General features: G+C 52.5%; 22 protein-coding genes and 1 pseudogene. 4 read left to right on the forward strand and 19 right to left on the reverse strand.

Annotation, left to right across the window (positions count from 1 at the left end; genetic code table 11):
• Window positions 1-14 precede the first annotated feature (14 nt).
• Window positions 15-1,340: a 6-phospho-alpha-glucosidase gene (locus CKQ53_RS12935; RefSeq protein WP_085653280.1), complete on the forward strand. Its 1,326-nt coding sequence runs from the start codon at window positions 15-17 to the stop codon at window positions 1,338-1,340.
• A gap of 12 nt (window positions 1,341-1,352) precedes the next feature.
• Here the strand turns inward: CKQ53_RS12935 and CKQ53_RS12940 are convergent, their stop codons facing one another.
• Window positions 1,353-2,111, reverse strand: a complete 759-nt coding sequence (locus CKQ53_RS12940; protein WP_094118023.1) for a GntR family transcriptional regulator — start codon at window positions 2,109-2,111, stop codon at window positions 1,353-1,355.
• Between the two features lie 420 nt (window positions 2,112-2,531).
• Between CKQ53_RS12940 and CKQ53_RS12945 the strand changes: the two genes are divergently transcribed.
• Window positions 2,532-3,467 carry a LysR family transcriptional regulator gene (locus CKQ53_RS12945; protein ID WP_094118045.1) on the forward strand — a complete coding sequence of 312 codons (936 nt, stop codon included), beginning with the start codon at window positions 2,532-2,534 and terminating at the stop codon, window positions 3,465-3,467.
• A 59-nt stretch (window positions 3,468-3,526) separates the two neighbouring features.
• Here the strand turns inward: CKQ53_RS12945 and fabI are convergent, their stop codons facing one another.
• The 4 genes and pseudogenes from fabI to sapC form a co-directional block, all read right to left on the reverse strand.
• Window positions 3,527-4,315, reverse strand: a complete 789-nt coding sequence (gene fabI, locus CKQ53_RS12950) for an enoyl-ACP reductase FabI (protein ID WP_085653284.1) — start codon at window positions 4,313-4,315, stop codon at window positions 3,527-3,529.
• A 153-nt stretch (window positions 4,316-4,468) separates the two neighbouring features.
• The gene (sapF, locus tag CKQ53_RS12955) at window positions 4,469-5,284 is read right to left on the reverse strand and encodes a putrescine export ABC transporter ATP-binding protein SapF (RefSeq protein ID WP_085653286.1); all 816 of its coding nucleotides are present in this window, start codon (window positions 5,282-5,284) and stop codon (window positions 4,469-4,471) included.
• Entirely contained in the window at window positions 5,284-6,276 is a 993-nt protein-coding gene (gene sapD, locus CKQ53_RS12960) for a putrescine export ABC transporter ATP-binding protein SapD (protein ID WP_085653288.1), read from the reverse strand. The genes sapF and sapD overlap by 1 nt, the downstream gene beginning before the upstream one ends.
• Window positions 6,277-6,291: 15 nt before the next feature.
• Window positions 6,292-7,181: pseudogene (sapC, locus tag CKQ53_RS12965) on the reverse strand (putrescine export ABC transporter permease SapC).
• A gap of 175 nt (window positions 7,182-7,356) precedes the next feature.
• Between sapC and CKQ53_RS12970 the strand changes: the two are divergent.
• Complete coding sequence (locus CKQ53_RS12970; RefSeq protein WP_094118046.1) at window positions 7,357-8,544, forward strand: tyrosine-type recombinase/integrase; 1,188 nt, start codon at window positions 7,357-7,359, stop codon at window positions 8,542-8,544.
• 398 nt (window positions 8,545-8,942) lie between these two features.
• On the opposite strand, the gene CKQ53_RS12980 is transcribed toward CKQ53_RS12970, so the two are convergent.
• From CKQ53_RS12980 to CKQ53_RS13055, 14 genes are all read right to left on the reverse strand, one after another.
• Window positions 8,943-9,167 carry a hypothetical protein gene (locus CKQ53_RS12980; protein WP_118895057.1) on the reverse strand — a complete coding sequence of 75 codons (225 nt, stop codon included), beginning with the start codon at window positions 9,165-9,167 and terminating at the stop codon, window positions 8,943-8,945.
• A gap of 1 nt (window position 9,168) precedes the next feature.
• The gene (locus tag CKQ53_RS12985) at window positions 9,169-9,735 is read right to left on the reverse strand and encodes an MT-A70 family methyltransferase (RefSeq protein ID WP_244200950.1); all 567 of its coding nucleotides are present in this window, start codon (window positions 9,733-9,735) and stop codon (window positions 9,169-9,171) included.
• A gap of 773 nt (window positions 9,736-10,508) precedes the next feature.
• On the reverse strand, window positions 10,509-10,778 hold the full coding sequence (locus CKQ53_RS13000; RefSeq protein WP_094118028.1) for a hypothetical protein: 270 nt from the start codon (window positions 10,776-10,778) through the stop codon (window positions 10,509-10,511).
• Window positions 10,775-11,449 carry an ASCH domain-containing protein gene (locus tag CKQ53_RS13005; RefSeq protein WP_094118029.1) on the reverse strand — a complete coding sequence of 225 codons (675 nt, stop codon included), beginning with the start codon at window positions 11,447-11,449 and terminating at the stop codon, window positions 10,775-10,777. Before CKQ53_RS13005 ends, CKQ53_RS13000 begins: the two co-directional genes overlap by 4 nt.
• Window positions 11,450-11,720: 271 nt before the next feature.
• Entirely contained in the window at window positions 11,721-12,296 is a 576-nt protein-coding gene (locus tag CKQ53_RS13015; protein ID WP_094118031.1) for a hypothetical protein, read from the reverse strand.
• A 92-nt stretch (window positions 12,297-12,388) separates the two neighbouring features.
• Window positions 12,389-13,324, reverse strand: a complete 936-nt coding sequence (locus CKQ53_RS13020) for a RecT family recombinase (RefSeq protein WP_094118032.1) — start codon at window positions 13,322-13,324, stop codon at window positions 12,389-12,391.
• Window positions 13,321-14,139, reverse strand: coding sequence for a PD-(D/E)XK nuclease-like domain-containing protein (locus CKQ53_RS13025; protein WP_094118033.1), 819 nt, complete (start codon window positions 14,137-14,139; stop codon window positions 13,321-13,323). The genes CKQ53_RS13020 and CKQ53_RS13025 overlap by 4 nt, the downstream gene beginning before the upstream one ends.
• Window positions 14,139-14,366, reverse strand: a complete 228-nt coding sequence (locus CKQ53_RS13030) for a hypothetical protein (RefSeq protein ID WP_139824029.1) — start codon at window positions 14,364-14,366, stop codon at window positions 14,139-14,141. The genes CKQ53_RS13025 and CKQ53_RS13030 overlap by 1 nt, the downstream gene beginning before the upstream one ends.
• 77 nt (window positions 14,367-14,443) lie before the next feature.
• Complete coding sequence (locus CKQ53_RS18450) at window positions 14,444-14,617, reverse strand: hypothetical protein (protein WP_162896360.1); 174 nt, start codon at window positions 14,615-14,617, stop codon at window positions 14,444-14,446.
• Window positions 14,618-14,636: 19 nt separating this feature from the next.
• Window positions 14,637-15,608: a hypothetical protein gene (locus CKQ53_RS13035; RefSeq protein ID WP_094118035.1), complete on the reverse strand. Its 972-nt coding sequence runs from the start codon at window positions 15,606-15,608 to the stop codon at window positions 14,637-14,639.
• Between the two features lie 518 nt (window positions 15,609-16,126).
• Window positions 16,127-17,080, reverse strand: a complete 954-nt coding sequence (locus CKQ53_RS13040; protein ID WP_118895059.1) for a YdhT family protein — start codon at window positions 17,078-17,080, stop codon at window positions 16,127-16,129.
• Between the two features lie 191 nt (window positions 17,081-17,271).
• On the reverse strand, window positions 17,272-17,610 hold the full coding sequence (locus tag CKQ53_RS13045) for a transcriptional antitermination N peptide (protein WP_094118440.1): 339 nt from the start codon (window positions 17,608-17,610) through the stop codon (window positions 17,272-17,274).
• A gap of 510 nt (window positions 17,611-18,120) precedes the next feature.
• Window positions 18,121-19,065: a BstA C-terminal domain-containing protein gene (locus tag CKQ53_RS13050; RefSeq protein ID WP_094118441.1), complete on the reverse strand. Its 945-nt coding sequence runs from the start codon at window positions 19,063-19,065 to the stop codon at window positions 18,121-18,123.
• Between the two features lie 163 nt (window positions 19,066-19,228).
• Entirely contained in the window at window positions 19,229-19,939 is a 711-nt protein-coding gene (locus CKQ53_RS13055; protein WP_094118442.1) for a LexA family protein, read from the reverse strand.
• Between the two features lie 106 nt (window positions 19,940-20,045).
• Between CKQ53_RS13055 and CKQ53_RS13060 the strand changes: the two genes are divergently transcribed.
• Window positions 20,046-20,243: a Cro/CI family transcriptional regulator gene (locus CKQ53_RS13060; RefSeq protein WP_094118443.1), complete on the forward strand. Its 198-nt coding sequence runs from the start codon at window positions 20,046-20,048 to the stop codon at window positions 20,241-20,243.
• Window positions 20,244-20,293: the final 50 nt, after the last annotated feature.

Genomic DNA, 20,293 nt, shown 5'->3' on the forward strand with positions numbered 1-20,293 from the left:
AATGGGAAACAGCGATGACGAAGACATACAGTATTGTGATTGTGGGGGGCGGGTCGACCTGGACGCCGGGGTTACTGAAGGCGTTGTGCAAACGACAAAGCACGTTTCCGCTAAGACGGGTGGTGATGTATGACGTGAACGCCGAACGGCAGGCGGTTATCGGCGACTTTGCCCGCCTGCTGTTTAGCGAAGAGTACCCGGCGCTGGATTTCGCCTACACGACGGATGTCGAAGCGGCGTTTCGGGATGTCGATTTCGTCTTCTGCCAGATGCGCACCGGCGGTTACGACATGCGAGAAAAGGACGAAAAAATCCCGCTTTCATTGGGCGTCATCGGTCAGGAGACCTGCGGTCCGGGAGGCTTCGCCTACGGGATGCGTTCTATTGGCGACATGATTGAACTGGTGGAGCAGGTGCGGGCGCGTTCGCCGCAGGCCTGGATTTTGAACTATACCAATCCGGCGGCCATCGTCGCCGATGCGCTTCGCGTCAAGTTTCCGGACGACAAGCGCATCCTTAATATCTGCGATCAGCCGGTCAATCTGCTGCGTTCCTATGCCCGTATCCTGGGGCGGGACGTCAATGAGTTCGAACCGGTCTACTTCGGTTTGAATCACTTTGGCTGGTTCACGCATTTGTACGATCGCCAGGGAACGGATCTGCTGCCGCAGTTAAAATCAATTATCCTCAATCAGGGATTCAAGCCCGCCGACGCGGAGCAACGCGATGCCTCGTGGCTGGATACGTATGCGGTGGTGGCCGACATGCTGCGGGACTTCCCTGACTATCTGCCGAACACCTATCTGCAATATTACCTGTATCCAGAGTACAAGCTGAGCAAGCTGGACCCGAACTTTACCCGCGCCAATGAAGTGATGGCGGGACGAGAAAAACGCGTGTTTGAGACATGCCGAAACGCGGTCGCCGCCGGAACGACCAAAGATGCCAGCGTGGTACACAACGATGCGCATGGCGACATGATTGTCGAAGTCGCCGAATCCATCGCCTATAACCAGCATCGTATCTTTGTGGTGATCGTGGAGAACAACGGTCTGGTGAACAATCTGGATGACAGCGCGATGGTGGAAGTGGCGGCGACGCTCGGCATCAATGGACCTCGGCCCTACGGCGTGGGCAACATCCCCACCTTCTATAAAGGGATGATCGAGCAGCAGTTCGCCTACGAACGCCTGACGATAGAGGCATGGTTTGAAGGGTCTTACACCAAAGCGCTGCAAGCGCTGACGCTGAACCGGTTGGTGGTGGATGCGAAAAAGGCGCGCAAAGTGTTGGATGCGCTGATAGAGGCCAACCAAGGTTATTGGCCGGCGTTAACCTGATTGCGCAAGCGACTAACAGGGCGACGGCGTGAATAAAGGACGCAGCGGCGCGTCGAGGGTGAAGGCATAACGCCGCTGATTGTAATAAACGTTGGAAAGCTCGAAGGGGTGCTCGTCAGCGAAAAAAGCGACGACGCTGGCACGCAGCACGGGTTCATCCCGTGCCAGCCCGAGAGCTTCCAGCACCTCGACGGAGGGAAGCTCGGCGAATATCTGCTTATGGCTGCCGACGGCGTCATAGCCTTTGGATTTGAGGTAGGCATACTTGGACTGATTCAGATCGCGCTCGCTCAGGTCGGGAAACAGAGATTGAATCATCCAGGACTGTTCATACACAAACGGCGTGCCGTCAATTAACAGCAGGCGCACCATGTAGTGGACCGGCGTCCCTTGCGCGATCCGAAGGGCTTGGGCGACCTCGGCGGTGGCCGGTTGCTGAGAGAAATGGCGCAGTTGGTTGACGATCTTGCGCTGCGTACTGTTGGCGACCTCACTGGAGGTCAGATGCTGGTCCAGCGGCAGTTGTACTTTTACGCGGGTGTCCGGCTGAGCAACGAAGGTGCCGCGTCCCCGAAAGCGTTCAACCAGCCCCTGTCGGACCAGATAGTCGACGGCTTTACGCGCCGTCATCCGTGAAACCTGATATTGCTGACACATTTCCGCTTCGGTGGGGAGCGGGTCGCCGGGCTTCAGTCTGTTGTCATGGATCTGACGGGTCAGGATCTGCTCAATTTGCAGATAAAAAGGAACAAAGGAATGTTTATCAATCATTTTTATTCTTCCCTCCCGTTCGTTTCAGAAGCGTAGATAGTATAGGGGGATAGTTATCTATACAAGTCTCCGCGTTTTTCCTTCAAGACCGCGATATACCGCAGAGAACCCTAAGTTGAATTCGTGCATCATGCTTCTAAAATGAAGCATGTTAAGAGGTCAACTCCGCTCATACTGTGGTCTGCGTTACCGTCTTCGGCGGCCTCATTCATTAGAAATACTCATGCGACGCCGATATTCTGGGGGGAGAGTGATGTCTTCGCTCGTAATGAATACCTTGCCGCGCGCGATTTCTGCCAGGGCCGATTGGCGTACAGAACGCATGGTTTTTTTCGGCTAATCAGCCAATAAAATCGGGCGCCAGGCGCGGCTCAGACAGCAGCAGTTTTCTCCCGCGCTCAACTTTTAGGAATGACGAAAATCGATATCAAACAACTTATCTATCTGTGCAACCTGGAAAAGGCTCGCCACTTCGGCCGCGCGGCTGAAGCAAGCTTCGTTAGCCAGCCTACGCTCTCCATGCGACTTAAAAATCTGGAGCGCGAACTGGGTCTGTCGCTCATCAATCGCGGCAATAATTTCGATGGCTTCACCGCGGAGGGCGAACGGGTGCTCGCCTGGGCGCGTGAAATGGTGTCGGTTTATCAAGGACTAAAGCTGGAAGTCGACGCCCTGAAACGCGGCACCAGCGGGCTGGTGCGCATCGGCGCCGTCCCTCAGTGTGGTATCGCGGTGCCGCAGATGCTGGCCGCGGTGCGATCCCTTTATCCTGAACTGGCTTTTCAGGTGTCGCTGTTCAGCGCGGATCGTTTGTTGGAGGCATTGCAGGCGCATGACGTGGACGTCGGGATCGGCTTTTTCAAACCCGCGATGCTTGAGGAACCGCGTTTTCAGGTCACCAGGCTGGGTGCGCCGCATATGGCTTTGTTGTTTAATCCGCAGCACTTTCCTGCGCTAAAAGGCGACGCGCCGCTCTCGCTGGCTGACATCGCTGAGCTGCCGCTGTGCCTGACGGACACCGGGCGCTATCTACGCGGCTATCTGGATTCGCTCTGGCAGGACGCGGCGGTGACGCCTAATGTCGTGGTGGAAAGCGGCTCGGTTTTGCAGCTGATTCAAAGCGTATTCGTCGGTCTGGGATGCGGTATTGTGCCGCAAGGCAGTCTGTTGCCGGAAATGACGCCGCAGCTGGCGTGGCGCAGTCTGACGTTGCCGCTGATGCCGCGTACGACGGCCGTCGTGATTGCCGAGCAGGGGCGATCAACGGCATTGGCCCAGCATTTTTTCAACGTGGCGGCAGCTTGGTTAGCGCGACAAAACGCAGGATATAACGGGGGAACGAGCAACGTCGTCTAAGGCATGGCAGGGGAAGAGCGAGAAAACAAGCGAGCCGGAAGGCTCGCTTGTCGGAGGGATTAATCCAGTTCCAGTTCGTTCATCGCAGCGATGTTGAAACCGCCGTCGACGTGCAGAACTTCACCAGAGATCCCGGCCGCCAGGTCGGAGCACAGGAAGGCGGCGGAGTTGCCGACATCTTCGATGGTCACAACGCGGCGGATTGGCGTCACGGCTTCGCAGTGAGACAGCATCTTTTTGAAGTTCTTGATGCCGGAAGCCGCCAGAGTACGGATCGGACCTGCGGAGATCGCGTTCACGCGCACGCCCTGAGCGCCCATGGCGTTCGCCATGTAACGTACGTTGGCTTCCAGAGACGCTTTCGCCAGACCCATCACGTTGTAGTTCGGGATGGCGCGCTCTGCGCCCAGGTAGGACAGCGTGACCAGTGCGGAGTTCGGGTTCAGCATCTTGCGGCAGGCTTTCGCCATCGCGACGAAGCTGTAGGAGCTGATGTCGTGAGAGATTGAGAAACCTTCACGCGTCACGGCATCGACATAGTCGCCGTCCAGCTGGTCGCCCGGTGCGAAGGCGATGGAGTGCACGAAACCATCGAAGTTTGGCCATACTTTCGCCAATTCGGTGAACAGCGTTTCGATGCTGGCATCTTCCGCAACGTCACACGGCAGAACGATGTTAGAACCGAGTTCGCTGGCAAAACCTTCTACGCGAGACTTCAGTTTGTCGTTCTGATAAGTGAACGCCAGTTCGGCGCCTTCGCGTTGCATCGCCTGGGCGATACCGAATGCGATGGAGCGGTTACTGGCAACGCCCGTTACCAGAATGCGCTTACCATTAAGAAAACCCATAGCAGTATCCTTGTGATCATTATTGCTGCGATCGCCGTTAAAGAATTATTAGTTAATGGCGACCGGTGTGAATAAACCGGGCGATTCTAGCATGAGTGATGCCAGATGTAATACTTTGGTCATCACCGCAGCGTCATGCCCGGACGGGGTAAATTAAAGAACGCCGCCGTCGCTTCTCCACGCGTCGGCGCTCAGTGCCTCGCCGAAGTGGCTGGCGATCAGGCGCTTGGTCAAATCGTGCAATGGCGCTGCCAAAACGTCTGCGGTGCTGCCGCGCTCGACGACTTCGCCGTTATGCATCACCAGAATCTGATCGCTGATGTGTTTCATCATCCCCAGATGCTGGGTGACATAGATGTAGGAGATACCGTGTTTTTCCTGCAACTCCAGCATCAGATTGATGATTTGCGAACGCATGGACATATCCAGCGACGCTAACGCTTCGTCGGCCACAATCACTTTCGGTTGCAGGATCAGCGCCCGCGCCAGCCCGACGCGCTGTTTCTGACCCGGCGCCAGCGCGTGCGGGTAATACGATGCGTGATCGGCGCGCAGGCCCACCTGACGCAGCGCCAGATAGACGGCCTTTTCCCGCTCTTCGGGGCTGAGCTGGGTATTCAGCCGCAGCGGCAATTCCAGCAGTTGACCGATACGCTGGCGTGGATTTAGCGCGTTGCCGGCATCCTGAAAAATCATACGGATACGCTGGCTGCGATAGCCGTAATCGCCATATTCCAGCGGATGATCGTCAATCACCAACTGACCAGTGGTGGGCGGAAGTACGCCCGCCAGCATTTTCGCCAGGGTCGACTTCCCGGAACCGTTCTCGCCGATAATCGCCAGCGTCTGGCGTTCGCGCAGGGTAAAGCTTACCGACTTGACCGCTTCGACGTGCTGCCGCCGGAACAGACCGGTGCGGTAGCGAAACGTCTTGGTGAGATTGCGGGCTTCGAGCAGGGTCTCGACCATCAGGATTCCTCCATATTGAGCGGGAAGTGGCAGGCATACCAATGGTTTTTCGCCACGATTAGCGGCGGCGTGATCATGCATTCGCGCTGCGAATAAGGGCAGCGCGGACCGAGACGACACCCGACGGGTAGATGCTCCAGCGACGGGATCGCGCCGGGCAAGGTATTCAAGCGGCTCTTATGCGGGAGCGCGCGGCCGAAGTCCGGCATCGCGCGGATCAACGCCTGCGTATACGGATGGTGCGGGGTGCTGATCAGTTCGCTGCTCAGCGCGCTTTCGACGGTCTGACCGCAGTACAGCACGTTGATGCGATTCGCCCATTTACTCATGGTCTGCAGGTCATGGCTGATCAGCAGAATCGTGGTGTTGTTGTTTTGATTCAGCCGCGACAGCAGGCGGAAAATCTGCGCCTGCGTGGTGGCTTCCATCGCGTTGGTCGGCTCATCGGCAATCAGCAGCCGCGGTTGGTTGGCCAGTGCGATGGCGATCATGACTTTCTGACACTCCCCTTCGGTCAGTTCATAGGGGTAACTGCCCATGATGTCTTTATGATCCTTGATCCCCACCCGGTGCAGTAGCGCGATGGCCCGGCGCTTACGCCAGTTGAAGCGCTGCCACCAGCGTCCTTTGTAGGTCCAGCCCGGAATCGACTGCACCAGTTGACGTCCGATTTTGGCGGAAGGGTCAAGACACGACTGCGGCTCCTGAAAGATCATCGACAGATTGTGACCTACCAGTTTGCGTCGCTGCCGGGGCGTGAGCTTCAGCATGTCGATGTTGTCGAAGCGGAAACGGTCGGCGGTCACGCGCCAGTTGTCTTTGGTGATGCCGCAAATCGCTTTGGCGATCAGGCTTTTCCCCGACCCGGATTCTCCCACCAGGCCGCGGATTTCGCCTTCGCTCAGGCTAATGCTGACGCGATCGACAGCTTTGACCGGCCCTTCGGCGGTCATGAATTCGATGGTCAGATTACGAATGTCCAGTAATGGCATACCTTTTTCCCACCACTATTCGGTTTGTGCCAGCAGAGAACGGCGCAGGCCATCCCCCAGCAGGTTGACGATCAGCACGCTCAGGGTAATCGCCCCCCTGGCAACATGACGGTCCAGGGCGCGGCGTAGACCAGCTCCAGCGAATTTCCCAACAGCGTTCCCCATTCGGTCGTCGGCAACTGCGCGCCCAGATTGAGAAAGCCCAGTGCGGCAATGTCCAGAATGGCGACCGACAGGGCGCGGGTGAATTCGCTGACCAGCAGCGGCAAAATATTAGGCAGCACGGCATACCAGATGATGTAGCGCGTGGACGCGCCATCCAGCCGTGAGGCAATGACGTACTCTTTTTCCAGCTCGTCATGCACGGCCGTGTAGATGGTGCGCACCATCCTCGGCAACAGCGCCAGCCATACGGCGAGCATGGCGTGTTCGAGCTTTGGACCGATAAAGGCGATGACCACAATCGCCAGCAGCAGAGAGGGGATGGACAGCAACGTGTCCAAAATATGGTTCAGGATGGCGGAACGGAGTCCATGAGTCACCCCCGCCAGCAGACCTACCAGCACGCCGAACAGCGCTGCGCACAGCGTCACCAGCAGCGCAGAGCCGATGGTCGGAGCCGCGCCGCTCAGCAGTCTGCTCAACAGATCGCGACCTAAATCGTCCGTCCCCAGGAAGAAGGAGACTTCGCCATAGTGCGACCACGACGGCGGCAACAACTGATAGCCGAGGAACTGCTGGTCTACGGCGTACGGGGCAAGGGTGTTGCCGAACAGGCACAGCGCGATCAGCATCAAAAAGCCGTAAAACCCGATCATCGCCAGATGATCCTGCTTGAACATGGTCCAGGTATCACGCCAGCGGCTGGGCTGATGTTTTTCGCGATAGATGTTATCTGAGAGCATACTTAGCCGCTTTGATTTTGTTTAATCTGATTGGGTTTTCTTCAAAAAAACCTTTCATAACAATGCATTGCCTTTTTTTGATGCTTTGAAGTGCTTTACTTATGTGTGGGTTGATTAGCTTCAATTTATGGTTTTTGTGTACACTCTTGTGTATACGGAAATCGGAGTGTACACATTGCTTACCAACACCAAACTAAGAAAAGCGCTCGGTAAACGCCGCGAGAAAGTAGAGGTCATTTCAGATTCTCACGGGCTAAACGCCAGGCTAACTATCTCGGGAGGCGTCACATTCTTTTATCGCTATCGATGGAACGACAAGCCGGCACAGCTAACCATTGGTGATTATCCGTCGATATCCCTCTTACAGGCAAGGGAACGAAGGCAGCAATTTCGCTTATGGATAACAGAGGGATACGATCCACGTAAGCAGGTGGCGTTAGAAAGGATAAAAAAAGTCGACGCAATGACGGTTCAAGAGGCGTTCGATTACTGGGAAGAGCATTACTGCAAGCCTGAAGGGCTAATCAAGATTCACAAAAACCGTCAGGATTTTCAAAACCACGTTATGCCCGTACTGGGAAGCATGGTCGTCAATCACACGACTAAAACCCACTGGCTAAATCTGTTTGATGGTATGGGAAGACGTGTGATTACTGGTCAAATTCTTAGCTTGATGCAGCGTGCCTTTAGATTCTGCCATAACAGGGGCGTGATTGACGTCAACCCGCTTGCAGATTTAAGACGGTCTGACGTGGCGATCGCTGCCGCCATGAAAGACAGAGTTTTATCCGATGATGAAATCCGAACAATTTGGAATGCCCTGGAGGATATGCCCGTACGACAGCAAATTGTTATGCGATTTCTGATGATGACTGGCTGCCGAAGCACAGAGATCAGGACAGCAAAATGGGAATGGTTTAATTACAGCGAAAAAACCTGGACGGTGCCAGGCAGTGAATACAAAACGGGTAAGACGGTGAGAAGGGCGCTACCTGATGCAGCGATAACCATGCTGAAAAGTCACCAGAAAGTTTCAGTGACTAAGCACGTATTGACCCGGTCACGTTACAACGGACCAGGTGATGATAAGCCCCCGGCTCAGCCAAACGTTTCATTCTTCTCTGCTCAAATAATTATGAAGACAGGTATGAAACAGTGGTCGCTTCATGATCTGAGAAGGACGGTGGCAACGCGCCTTTCAGAACTTGGCGCGCCACCACATGTTATTGAAAAATTGCTTGGTCATCAGATGGCAGGGGTGATGGCACGTTATAACCTTCACGACTACCTGAGCGATCAACACCAGTGGCTTAAGGTTTGGGTCCAGCACCTTGAGACGGTGATTGGTCATCAGTTGGAGTAGCATTAACCTCGTCTTCCCATTTAAGCACATCAGCCTTACGCCACCGTTTAGGGCTCCCTCCAATAGCTGGCTTGGGAAAAGGACGGCTGAAACATGCAGGCATCCGCGCTGGTGTGCTCCAAAAATAAAGGGTGCTACGAGAAATCTTATAGCGCGCCATAATTTCACTGGTCACCATAATTTCAGAATTGCTATGGATACTCTCTCCGCCATTAAAATCCATGATTTACCCCTTCTGTTGTGTTCGAGCCCGGATGCGCGATCATTTTTCCACTTATCGGATATTTATGGCGCACTATGGCCCGTATTGTTCCGCAGCACTGTGTCTCCCCGGCGCCATATACGCCGGAACATTTACTTTCCTCACGCCTTGATATCGTGATCTTTTCCATAATTCCTCACTGTCTTGCTTCTGAATCCACGACGCGCACGAAGTAGCAAAGCCAAAGCCTTGCGCTGAATTTACCAAGTGGAAGTGCTGTGATCGTCGCTGCGTGTTTGTTGACAATTGGTGTTGTGATTTGGTCGTATTCTGATGCTGGGTGGCCTTTTCTGGCGGCTATGATTTCATCCCTGCACCGTCTGGCGACGGCGCGGATGGCGTTCTCTATTTCAGGTTTCATGTCATGCGCCTTTCCCTTTCAGTTCGATACTGCAATCGCACTCATTTCCCCACGCGTTCCACCCTTCCACCCGCTGGCGGGCGAACAGTTCCAGGCGAGGAACATCACCCAATAGCTGAACCAGCAGATCACGTATCTGCGACGGTTTGGCGCTATGCTCCATGCGCGGCGCGGTAATGTGCTGGCAGATAGAGGCATCCAAGCGCTCAGGAAGACGCCCCCGGACGGCAAACAGACAGTCCTCACTGTTAGCGCGGGTCATATGGCCCATGCCGATTGCAGCGTTACCCTTACGGCGATTGGTCTTGAACCAGGTGAATCCCTTCATCGTCATCAGCCGGAATCCCCACATGTCCAAAACCTTGAGCGCTTCTGCTGGCTGCGTCGGCACCCACCACATCGCCAACAGGCATGAATCCTGATCGGCCAGCTCCCAAACGGGCAGGCGACAGATATCGTTCACAGTCATGACGGGGTATTTGTGCCCGGCGCCGCGCTTGCCGTCGTTCGCTTTATCGCGGTAGACCCACGGCGGATCGGCATAAATGAGTCGGTACTTTCCCATCACGCACCTCGCCGCTTCATGGCCGTAGTGCGCTTCTCGTAGTCCTCGCGGCAAAACGAGTCGCAGAATAGCCCCGGCGTCGGTTCTTCGCAGTTGTGGCAGAACCCAGTCACCGGCATAGGTTTGGCCCGGTTCGATAGGGCGCTCTGAGTTAACAGATCACTAAGTTCGTTAGCTTGGTCGACGATATCAGCCATGATGTCTCCGTTTTACAGGCAATAAAAAACCCGCCGTGGCGGGTTAGTAATGATGTTTTTTGATAAACGATATGGCGTAGTGTGGCCCTTCCTCAAGGACATACCATCCTCGCTCGTATCGCTCCATGTGCATCCTGATAATGCTGGGGGTTAACTCCGCCCCTCTAAGCCTCCTGGCCTCCCTGATAATGTCCTGAGTAAATACCACCAGGCGGTCGCGATCGTCTCTTCTAGAAACGGTCATAACCGCGCTGCTGATAGTGTTCTTGGTTCTCATGATTGGTCATTAATTTGGTGAGTGGAGCCGGGAGGGTAATGCATTTTACTGTTTAAATGAACAGTGATTGGTGGGTATTCAACCCTTCAATCTCTCAGAGTTTCAGTGAGGGTTGGAAGCTTTCTTATGATGCGTGAAGCAACCTTGTTTGCCCAAGTTCCAGCGTCAAATTCTAGATACCCCGTTCCCTCATCAACCCTGAAATCATCCGGACAGCATCCGGTGTCGTCGCAATACTCGTTCCATTCTTGTTGCATAATATGGGTAATATCACTACCCGTTAGGCGGACAATCTTACATGACTACAATTCTTCGATCCGCGCTAATAGCTTGGCGTTCTTCTCCCGCTCGGTTTGCTCCCGGCGGATATAGGCGTTTAGGTCATTAAGCATTGAATCCATAGCTTCGCGCAGCTTGTCATTCTGCATATCCCGCCACCCGAGTTCTGCGGCAATTTCCGACTTCGAATCCAGACTTTCTCGGGTCATTGCCAGCACGTGTCGATAGTAGTAACCACCTTCTTCATCGAGTGTCATAGCATCGCGTTCTGCATATTGCTTATCCGCTTTCATTTGACCTCCCGAAACTCGATAACCCAAACCCACGGATTAGCCTGCCAGCTGTCTGGGCCGTAGATAGATTCCCACAGCGCTGCAAAGTTATCATACGGCGTCGCGACTTCGCCTCCGCTGTCAGGGTCTGAATAGGAAGGCCGCCACCCGGAGAGGTACATACCCTCGGCGTTAGCGTCTTCTTGGCTGATATCCCGCAACCGCTCCACACGAACGCCGGTAATTTCCAGCGTAATGCGGCTGGCCCAGCGGGGCATGTGGATGGATGGAGTCCAACCTTCTGCAGGTTTGCTGCCATCTGGAAAATCAGCTCGGTAGTCGCAAAGCTCAGATGCAAGAGAAGTTCCGTCCTTTATTTCCTGGATCACATCATCATCAAGCCAGAATCCGTTAAACGTTTCGCGCACCCAAATGCGATCGCCAGGCTGGCCGAATGGGCATTTAGCCGGATACGTTCTGTCATTCCAGCAGCCCATTCCTCCGCGAGAACGAAGTACACACCCGCTCAAAGGGACTCCGGAACGATAATGGCCTAACTCCAGACCGCTGGAATTTAGGTTTAACCCTGGGTCGCGTGGCTTGAACTGAACCGGCCTCCGTGTCTGCGTCTTGCGACCGTCAAGGATGGCGCGAACCATCTCAGCATTGAAAATCATCCCGCGCTCTTTCATTTAACCTCCCGATTAGACCGAAAAATTAACGACCAAGACTGGATTTCATTCAGATACATACACATGCCTTTTGCCGTTCTGCGGACACCTAATTTGTTTGATTTACCTACAGAACGGCGGCATTGCCGTGTAAGTCGTCGGTTATGGGCGTTTACTACCTCAAGCCATCGATCCTTTGGCTTGTTTTTGTATGTGGCTCTAGCTTTATGGTGGCGAGACTCTCGTTCAATCCGCATGGCTTCGTTTAGTTGATGAAGATACGTTTTCTTGCTCATCCGGCCTCCGGAACCGTCAGTGACTTAACTAGAGCTTTAGGCTGTGCCCCTGATGCCATATCTGCACCCATGAAGTCGTATTCGCAGATGTAGTCGAAGTCAGTGTTTTCTGTTTCCGGATCGGGCTGATGCTTTGAATGCATGGTGGCTCTTTGGATAATCACACCCCAGCATATGGTGTCCGTTTCCTCTGGCCATCCTTCGGAGCCTGCCATATCGCGGCAGTAATCAAGTGCTTCTCCAGCGTCCTTAACTGCCATTTCGATAGATTCATGTTCCCGAAAGCAGCAATCAATGCCGTCATATGAAAAGAAACCTATCTCCCGGCCCGACAACGGAAGTCTTGTTTGCTGTAGTGCCTTACCATCTTCTACCAGCGCGTCCCGCTGTGCCGTCAACTCCTGCACCATGGCGCGCAGGGTTTCGTTGTCCGCCAGCAGGTCTGTTAACTTGGTGATCACCTGTAGGCTAAGCGGGCCATCGCCGTTCAAACCCAGCGCATCTGAAACGTTATTGATGCTCAGCGTTGCCGCTGAAAGGTTTGTTGTTAATTCGATAATTGAAGGCTGCATAATTCTTTCTCCACGCTGTTTTCAGGTTGAGTTAATCCCTCACCGTTAGGCGATGTGGTTAGGTTTAAGGGGGAGGGATTACTAAAAGGTGATTACTGCTGTTCGGCTTCGTTGATCTCAGATTGGCGGATCAGGTAAACGTCGGTTGCCTTGTCCAGAAGCTCTGTAGTGCCAGCCAATTTCTTAGCGGCATATGTGTAGAACTTGTCCAGCTCCGCATTTGATTTCGCGTTACCGGCCGCCGAGGTGAAGTCGAGTAGAAGTTCGTCAGGTGTTCTTTCCTGTTTAGTTGCTGGCTCTTCGTCCTGCTTTTCATCTGCTTCAACCGGTTTTGAGTTGATGATGTTGTTTAGGTCTGCGCGGCTGCGAGCTGGCGTGATATCGCGTTCAACACGCGGCTTCTGCTCGAATTCATCCGGCGTGTAAACACCGAGAATGACGTCAGGGCAGTAGAGGCGAGCCCATCGCTTTACACCAAGGTAGGCAAGCTGCTGCTTCGGATCGCTACCCCAAAGAGTTGAGTTTCTCACCTGAGCCTGAGACAGCAAGAGCTCCAAAACGCGTGGTTCATCCTCCCCCTTAAGCGTGGCCCATACCTTAACGCCACATCCTTTCTCGTCCGCCATAGTCCAGTTAGGGGCAATGTATTTATTCCCTTTTTGGGATGTCTTCTCTGTGAACTTTCCTACAACATTTTCCCACGGGCCGAACCACTCATAATGCAACCGATCTTTAGTTGGCGACATTGACGTGATCACCGCATTAACCAGTTGAGCTTCATAGCCGAGAGTGCCATTAATTACGTGAGTCTTTTGTGCCACTGCGAACGGGTTCATCCCCCACTGCGCAGCTTGCAAAGCCACAGCAAGGCAATCAGCCGGTTTGCCCGCTAAATGAGCTGGGACTGTCGTGCGTCCCTGCGCCATAACCTCAGCGAACGCCTGTAACTTTTGCAATCCTGCTGGGCTGAAGATGGCTGCTTTTGTGTCAGCCTCATTCGATGGCGCTTGGATGATTTCGTTGCTCATACGTTTTCCTTTCTCTTTGCCCAATAGGGTCGAGTTAATTCTTCAATGCCGCCCCAGTTACCGGTCTGCATGCATTCGTGATAGGTGGATAAATCCCGACGGAACAGGTCGTGACCAACAGCCACGTCCTCGTCATTTAGTTGGTAAACGCGAACTGGGTACCTGCCGCATTCAATCGATTCGCTTACAGCGAGAAAAACAAACATGGGGTATTCGCCAAAATGGTTAAGGAATCCATTGCGGTAGTAGGCGTCTTGCACGTGATATCGGAACTCCTCAACATGCCGGGCGAACCGGCTCATATCGGCAACCTTTTTGACGTCAACGATCACAGGTTGATTTGCAAGGAACTTGTCAGGGCGGATGCGGCAAAGCTCTCCGGTATCGCTGTCGTTCCAGTAGATGGATGCTTCTTGGTGTCCTTCTGCCTCAAGGAGCCATCTTGCTGGTGGGTAAGCCATCGCGCTGTCACGCATCAGGTTAAGTTTTCTGTCCTGTTCGGCATCCATCACCGTTTTTCCAGAGCCCTCACAGTCTTTAAGAAAGGCTTTTTCGCTTGCCTTTCCTTCGGTTGTTCTGCGATTGAATTCAGGGGCCACAATGAACCTTTTTTCGAACTCTTCAGGCTCAAGCAACAAGCAGTGCAGGGCGGTCCCCATATCCAATGCTTTGGTTTTTTCATCATCAACCGGCGCCACCTTGCGCCACTGGAAAACTGCTGGGTTTATGGCGATATCGTCGAGCTGGGATTTACTGATACCGGGCCCGCTGTGGTAGTCCTCATTACTGATTTCGTAATAAATACCTGGCTCCATCACGCAGCCCCCCGTTCAAGCAGGCGAAGTTCCAGCTTGTATTCATCGTTCATTCTCTTATCACGCTCTAACCGGCATAAAGCAAAGTGATAGCAGACGTCCTGCGTGTAATCGTTGGTGATGTCGTGATAGCCCTCTACCTCTATAGCTTCGCTAATGAAGTCCGTGGACTCATTGAGAATTTCACGCCACATGTGCTCGACTGCCAGCCGGTTAAGTTGGCTCATGTACTCCTCTGCGTACGCATCAACCACTTCACGCGATTCGGTAGATAGCTTTGATAAACGCTTGTCGAGAATGTCCATTACGGCTGCCCCTTCTGGCTGAGGAAATCAACGATGATCTGCAACAGAGACTTGCGTGGCGGCGGGGTGAAGCTGGCGCCCGAAAGCACATTGCTATGGTGGAATTGGATATATTTACGTGCGTCGAAACCGGAGCCACCCACACGGGCAGCCCCAACAAATGAATGTTGCATGGGTAACTCCTGAAAATGATTAGTAGTTGATGGTGACGTGAGGGATTGAGTTGCTCATAAGAGCCTTCAGCGTTGCTATAGCCTGTTCACGCGTTAAACCCGCGTGTTCTAACAGGCCTTTCACAACATCGGTGCCGACGGCCTTGCGATGGGCTTCATTGGCTGCACGTTTTTCTGCTTCATCAGCAATGCGCTTCTCTTCAGCCAAGCGGGTAGCTTCTGCCTGCTCTGCACGTTGGCGCTCTTCAGTAATGGCTTCCTGCTTTTCACGTTCTGCGCGCTGCTCAGCTTCGATGCGCTGTTGTTCTGCGCGGGCGGCAGCTTCTTTAGCTTCTCGCTCGGCCTGTTCAGCCTGAGCTTTAAGCGCTGCTTCTCGCGCTGCCGCCGCATCACGCTCACGTTGCGCCTCCTGCGCTGCTTCTAGCTGGGCTTTTTCTACTGCCAGCCGTTTTAACTCTTCTTCCTGCTCTTTTCGCTTCCGTTCTTCCTCAGCTTTTGCCTCAGCGGCATCCCGGTCGAATTTGTCGTTTAGGAGAAGGGCGATTTCGTGATCTAACTCGAACCTTTCCAGAGCCGCTTTCTCGTGCGCTTCATTCATTTCCAGCGCTTCTTCGTGCCAAGCAAGCATCTGTTCTTCTGCTTTGATTCTCTCCTGCTCGGCTTCCCACTCAGATAGCGGGCGGCGAATTTCATCGCGGAGTTCATCGCATTTAGTTACCCAGCGGCGTAGTTCTGCTTCAGCAGGCTTTACTGCCTCTTTCAGGTGGCGAAGATAATCGCGGCCCGGCTTTTCTACGGCCGTTTTACTGCGGGAAACCTTTGCTGCTAAAGACGCAATTCTTTGGCGGCCTTTCGCTGTCGTCAAATCCGGGACTTCGTTAACCTGACTACGAATTTGCTCAAGAAAAGGATCAAGGCCATTCGGGACATACAGCGCAGGAGCTTGCTCTTTGCTGATTTCAATCAAAGATAATTCTTCCGACTCACTCATATTCATATCCTTTGGGCATAAAAAAGCCCTCCGTAGAGGGCTATAGGGTGGGTAACATCGTAAGCCGCTATCGTGATAACGGCTTGGGCTGTCACTCATCTCGTCTTAAACATCCACCATCAGATGCTCCAAACTCGAGGTCTGTAATGTCGATGCAGTCATCGTCGTTTGAATAAATATTTCCGTGATACAAGTTGCTTACACCTCGACCTTGCAAATATGCTTTATGCTGTCCGTTTCCAGCTTCCTGTTTTTTTGCCTTGCAAGATTTAGAGCAGAATCTTGCCCATCCACGCTTTCTATCCGCAATTCTTGCTGAGAAGTCTTGTTTGCAGTACTTACATTTAACTGTGACCATCACCCCTCCAAATAAAATTGCCTAACCAGCGATCTAATCTGGTCATAGTTAAAAACGTCACCGCTATGGGCGACACCGGTTCGCTCAGGCTTCAGGCGAAATAAATACCCGCATGCAAGCCTGACGACCCGATAGCGTTCTCCATTCACTTGAATCATGATTAATCCGCTACTTGAACAAATTCACCATTTTCATTCACGGTGTAGGCCACATTGGGTTTGATGTTGTTTTCGCCCACGTAGGCAACTGCAAACCGTGTCCGGTCACCGTCGTGGTAGGCGATAGAGGCGCAACCACCTTCTCCCAGAACAATTTTAGATACCGAGTTGGCTGCGGCGACTACTGAGTTATCCCCGGAGGCGGTGATTTCGACGGCTGACCCACTCGCCGCAACCTTCGAGAACGCCCCCGTGGACAGGTGCTTAGTCCCGATTCCGCTAGACGCCTGCCGAGTCCCGTCACCGCTGGATGCCTGCTGAGTCCAGTCACCGCTGGATGCCTGCTGAGTCCCGTAGCCGCTGGATGCCTGCTTGGTCTCGTCACCGCTGGATGCCTGCTTAGTCCAGTCACCGCTGGATGCCTGCTGAGTCCCGTAGCCGCTGGATGCCTGCTGAGTCCCGTAGCCGCTGGATGCCTGCTGAGTCCAGTTACCGCTGGATGCCTGCTTAGTCCGGTCGCCGCTGGATGCCTGCTTAGTCCGGTCGCCGCTGGATGCCTGCTTAGTCCAGTCACCGCTGGATGCCTGCTGAGTCCAGTTACCGCTGGATGCCTGCTTAGTCCGGTCGCCGCTGGATGCCTGCTTAGTCCAGTCACCGCTGGATGCCTGCTGCCCACACCATTCACTAATGGATTCAACCGTTGGCATATCCATGTTGTTCAGGGTCTCGATCATCTTGTTGCCAGCAGATGCTTCAGCCTGGGGCAGTTCTGGAGTTCCAAAAAATGACTGGTACATTTTTTCAGTAAGCCAGCCCGCATCTTCAAATCGATTATCGTTAAGCAACCCCTGGTGGATATCCGCATAGTCGCCACCTTCTGGAAATTTATTCAAAAACCAGCGATATCCATCAATGCATGCTTCCCAATTTTTTACCTGCTCTTTGGTGATTTTCATGTTTATTCCTGAAATTTAGGCGTAAAAAAAGCCGCATATAGCGGCGTGGTTTCCCGGTGTTGGCGACAATTCGCCGTTAATTCATTCGAATATCAGCTCCCACAGATAGAACGCTGTGGCGGTGATTACTGACAGCCCAGCGAGGACCGCCATAGCTAGAAGAATTTCCATAACAGCCCTCGCTAGGTTGATTAGATTAGTGGGATGGATTTCCCTTTGAACTTCTGCGTTCCGCGACAGGTGATGTTCTCGCATTTGCGATGGCCGGCAGCGTAGATAGCGACGTTAGGCAGACACTGTCCGGCGGATGGCTGAACCTTCTCAGTGCGAGCTGGCTTCATCTTGCCTTCGATGGTGCCGATCGCCTTATCAACGCGGCCTTGCGCCGGTTTGCACTCTGCGCCAAACACCGCATCAATGATCCCGCACAATGAGTCACGTTCGATTGCGGCTTCCCGGCGGCGCGCCTGACGACGTGTCTTGGCGTTACCGCGTGGTGATACTGATTTGCTGTAGATAATCGTTGCCATGATTTCCCCCTCAGATGGTTTTGGTGGTGTGGTGTAGCGGCTGGCATTGCCTAATTCGCTGTACCTGGTGTTGGCGTCACCACACCCCAAAAACATCTTGGTAATTTCGCGCTTTGTCAGCGCATCAGATTCTTAATGAGCATCCCGTTGCCGGGAGCGGCTGGTTGTTTCGTTTGCCGCGTCGCTGTTTCGTTGCGATGAATAAACAATACCGCAAGTATTAATCATGATCAATACCGCAAGTAATAAAAATATTACCGATAGTATTAATTTGGTGATTTCTAAGGGAATTTAATTTTTGCGGCGGGCTTGGGTTGCGAATGCGTGTAGGGGAGGGCGGGTGGTTAACGATGTCATCACTGGTCAACGGTTAACCAAGCGTGACATCGTTAACCTAAATATTGGATCGCCGACAGGATCAGGCTACATGCGGGTTTGCAGAGGATTTATAGCGAAAATTGTACGTGCGGTGGATCACCAAAAAACCCGGCGTGGCCGGGTTGGATGAAATTAGGGCTTAGAAATTTGAAGTGGCTTGAAGGCTTCGATTAATTTTTGTGCATCGTCTTTACCGCCCGCAAGTAAATTTGCCTTTTTGAGTATATATGGAGGGAACTTTGTAGGGAGATACTCGTGCCTAAACCACCTTCTAAACTCCGGTAGAGATGAGTTCGGATAAGCATTGATAATCTGAGGATTTGATTTTGCTTGGGCAAAATCATCTGGGTAAAAATGCTCACAATCTGTGGCATCCCCAAATTTGGAGCTAAGAGAATTTTTTTTCCAAAAATTTGCCCAGCATGAGCCTACGCTTCCGTCAGGTACGGTATGCGCGTTTACTAATAACCCTGCTTGTATCAAGTCTACCATCATACCTGATATTTCATTGAAAATTATGTAGAATCCGTCAGGAACAGATCCCATTTCTTTCAAAATTGAAACGCGATCATGATAATGTTTCCAGGGGTCTTCTGGTTTATATTTCAGTGCCTCATAAATATATTCTTTGAGGCCTTTCTTCGCTAATTCTCTATAAGATCTTAGGGCTGTTTCCGATTCTGCCTGCTTCGACTCGAATGCGTAATATTCAATGATAGCCATGCATACAACGTCAGGATATGCATGATTCTCTGTTCCTTTTTTCATCACTGGGATAAAAAGCTTAGGTTCTGCAAAACCTTCCCTTAGAAGGTAAGAACCAATAAACGTCATTTTCCCTTTTTTAAAAATTCCAGACTCAACAGAATCATACCATTCGTCTGTTATTTCTTTGATTCTAAGGCGTTGAACACCACAAACTGTAGCCAGCCCACTCTGTGTTAGATACGGTATTCCATTGTCTAGGACTCCCATTTCAACGCCATGGATTACACCTTCTTGCTTTATATCTAGGTCTAAAGGGATGGTGTGATTAGAGGGCGATCTCTGCGACTTCTTTTTTTCTGGTAACGACATGATAATTAATCCTTTATAGGGGGTTCCCCCTCATATTCCCTAGCAAACATATTACGACCCGATCTATTGTCAGGTTCGCGCTGTGTGTAAATAATCGGCAACTGCTGAAAAAAATTAGGCCGCATTTCTGCGACCTGTTTCTGTCAATGTATCCACGTTTTTACTAAACAAACCGCATCTTCGACTCGACGGCCACGCCGATTATCTTGCAGTTGCCGTTTATCGGAACGATAGGCCAGTTTGGGTTCAGGCCTTTCAGGTAGCGATGTCCACCTTCGATCACCAGTTTCTTAAACGTAGCTTCGTTGACGTCAGACATCTTGGCGACAACTAGGCTGCCGTTCACCGCTTCGCGGCCCGTGTCGAACAACACATAGCTCCCCTGCGGGACGCTGACACCTGTGGGCGCCGTCATAGAATCACCCTCGACCAAAAGCCAGAAAGCTTTACCTTGAATATGCGCGTCAGACTCAAGCCACGTCGATATCTCATGGAGGGTGTAGGGTTCGATAGCCTCCGCCCATGCTCCGGCCTGTATGCTGCTTATGACGGGGTATTTGGGGGATTCTTTATGCCGTCCTGCGTAAGTAAAGTTTTTTTCTATAGACCCTGCGTACTGCGCTGCATCTTTCGCAAGTGACGGGCTGAACTCTGCTATTGAAGCCTTGAGAGCGTTAGCGAATGCTGATGCAACAGCAACGTTTAAAGCGTTCCGTCCATTCAAGTAATGACCCACCGCCCCCTGAGTTATATCAAGAGCATCAGCAATCGTCTGTTGGGTGACGCCCAACTCACGCTTTTTTGCCTCATACAAAGACTTTAAGCGCTTAGCGTCATCGATCTGTTCTTGTGAAAGCTTCTTTTTCTTTTCCATGACCTGATTGTAATACCTGAGTTATTTAAATATGAAATACCGCAAGTATTGATATAAATAATACTCGTGGTATTATTGTCGTATGCGTAATCACATGGAGCAGAAGATGGAAAAGATTCCATTAGCTGATTACGTCAGGGAGAACGGGCAAGCCAAAGCGGCTAGCGAAATAGGCGTTCACCAGACGGCAATCAGCAAGGCAGTTCGCGTTGGCCGGAAAATCTTCATTACCAGAACTCCGGATGGAAAGGTTGAAGCAGAAGAACATCGACCTTTCCCAAGTAACAAGCATTTAGCCGTATAGCACCACCGCTCTTTACCAATTTGCACCGCCGTCAACGCGGAACACTACAC

The organism is Lonsdalea britannica (assembly GCF_003515985.1).
Lineage (GTDB): Bacteria > Pseudomonadota > Gammaproteobacteria > Enterobacterales > Enterobacteriaceae > Lonsdalea > Lonsdalea britannica.

What these genes read in the sequence shown, in the direction of transcription:
- CKQ53_RS13030 (WP_139824029.1), bottom strand. Translation starts at nt 14,366, where the DNA reads ATGAGCCAACTTAACCGGCTGGCAGTCGAGCACATGTGGCGTGAAATT.
- CKQ53_RS13045 (WP_094118440.1), bottom strand. Translation starts at nt 17,610, where the DNA reads ATGGCAACGATTATCTACAGCAAATCAGTATCACCACGCGGTAACGCC.
- CKQ53_RS13040 (WP_118895059.1), bottom strand. Translation starts at nt 17,080, where the DNA reads ATGAAAATCACCAAAGAGCAGGTAAAAAATTGGGAAGCATGCATTGAT.
- CKQ53_RS13060 (WP_094118443.1), top strand. Translation starts at nt 20,046, where the DNA reads ATGGAAAAGATTCCATTAGCTGATTACGTCAGGGAGAACGGGCAAGCC.
- CKQ53_RS13000 (WP_094118028.1), bottom strand. Translation starts at nt 10,778, where the DNA reads ATGAAAGCGGATAAGCAATATGCAGAACGCGATGCTATGACACTCGAT.
- CKQ53_RS12940 (WP_094118023.1), bottom strand. Translation starts at nt 2,111, where the DNA reads ATGATTGATAAACATTCCTTTGTTCCTTTTTATCTGCAAATTGAGCAG.
- sapF (WP_085653286.1), bottom strand. Translation starts at nt 5,284, where the DNA reads ATGGTCGAGACCCTGCTCGAAGCCCGCAATCTCACCAAGACGTTTCGC.
- CKQ53_RS13020 (WP_094118032.1), bottom strand. Translation starts at nt 13,324, where the DNA reads ATGAGCAACGAAATCATCCAAGCGCCATCGAATGAGGCTGACACAAAA.
- CKQ53_RS13015 (WP_094118031.1), bottom strand. Translation starts at nt 12,296, where the DNA reads ATGCAGCCTTCAATTATCGAATTAACAACAAACCTTTCAGCGGCAACG.
- CKQ53_RS12980 (WP_118895057.1), bottom strand. Translation starts at nt 9,167, where the DNA reads ATGAAACCTGAAATAGAGAACGCCATCCGCGCCGTCGCCAGACGGTGC.
- fabI (WP_085653284.1), bottom strand. Translation starts at nt 4,315, where the DNA reads ATGGGTTTTCTTAATGGTAAGCGCATTCTGGTAACGGGCGTTGCCAGT.
- CKQ53_RS13050 (WP_094118441.1), bottom strand. Translation starts at nt 19,065, where the DNA reads ATGTCGTTACCAGAAAAAAAGAAGTCGCAGAGATCGCCCTCTAATCAC.
- sapD (WP_085653288.1), bottom strand. Translation starts at nt 6,276, where the DNA reads ATGCCATTACTGGACATTCGTAATCTGACCATCGAATTCATGACCGCC.
- CKQ53_RS12935 (WP_085653280.1), top strand. Translation starts at nt 15, where the DNA reads ATGACGAAGACATACAGTATTGTGATTGTGGGGGGCGGGTCGACCTGG.
- CKQ53_RS13035 (WP_094118035.1), bottom strand. Translation starts at nt 15,608, where the DNA reads ATGAGTGAGTCGGAAGAATTATCTTTGATTGAAATCAGCAAAGAGCAA.
- CKQ53_RS18450 (WP_162896360.1), bottom strand. Translation starts at nt 14,617, where the DNA reads ATGCAACATTCATTTGTTGGGGCTGCCCGTGTGGGTGGCTCCGGTTTC.
- CKQ53_RS13005 (WP_094118029.1), bottom strand. Translation starts at nt 11,449, where the DNA reads ATGAAAGAGCGCGGGATGATTTTCAATGCTGAGATGGTTCGCGCCATC.
- CKQ53_RS13025 (WP_094118033.1), bottom strand. Translation starts at nt 14,139, where the DNA reads ATGGAGCCAGGTATTTATTACGAAATCAGTAATGAGGACTACCACAGC.
- CKQ53_RS13055 (WP_094118442.1), bottom strand. Translation starts at nt 19,939, where the DNA reads ATGGAAAAGAAAAAGAAGCTTTCACAAGAACAGATCGATGACGCTAAG.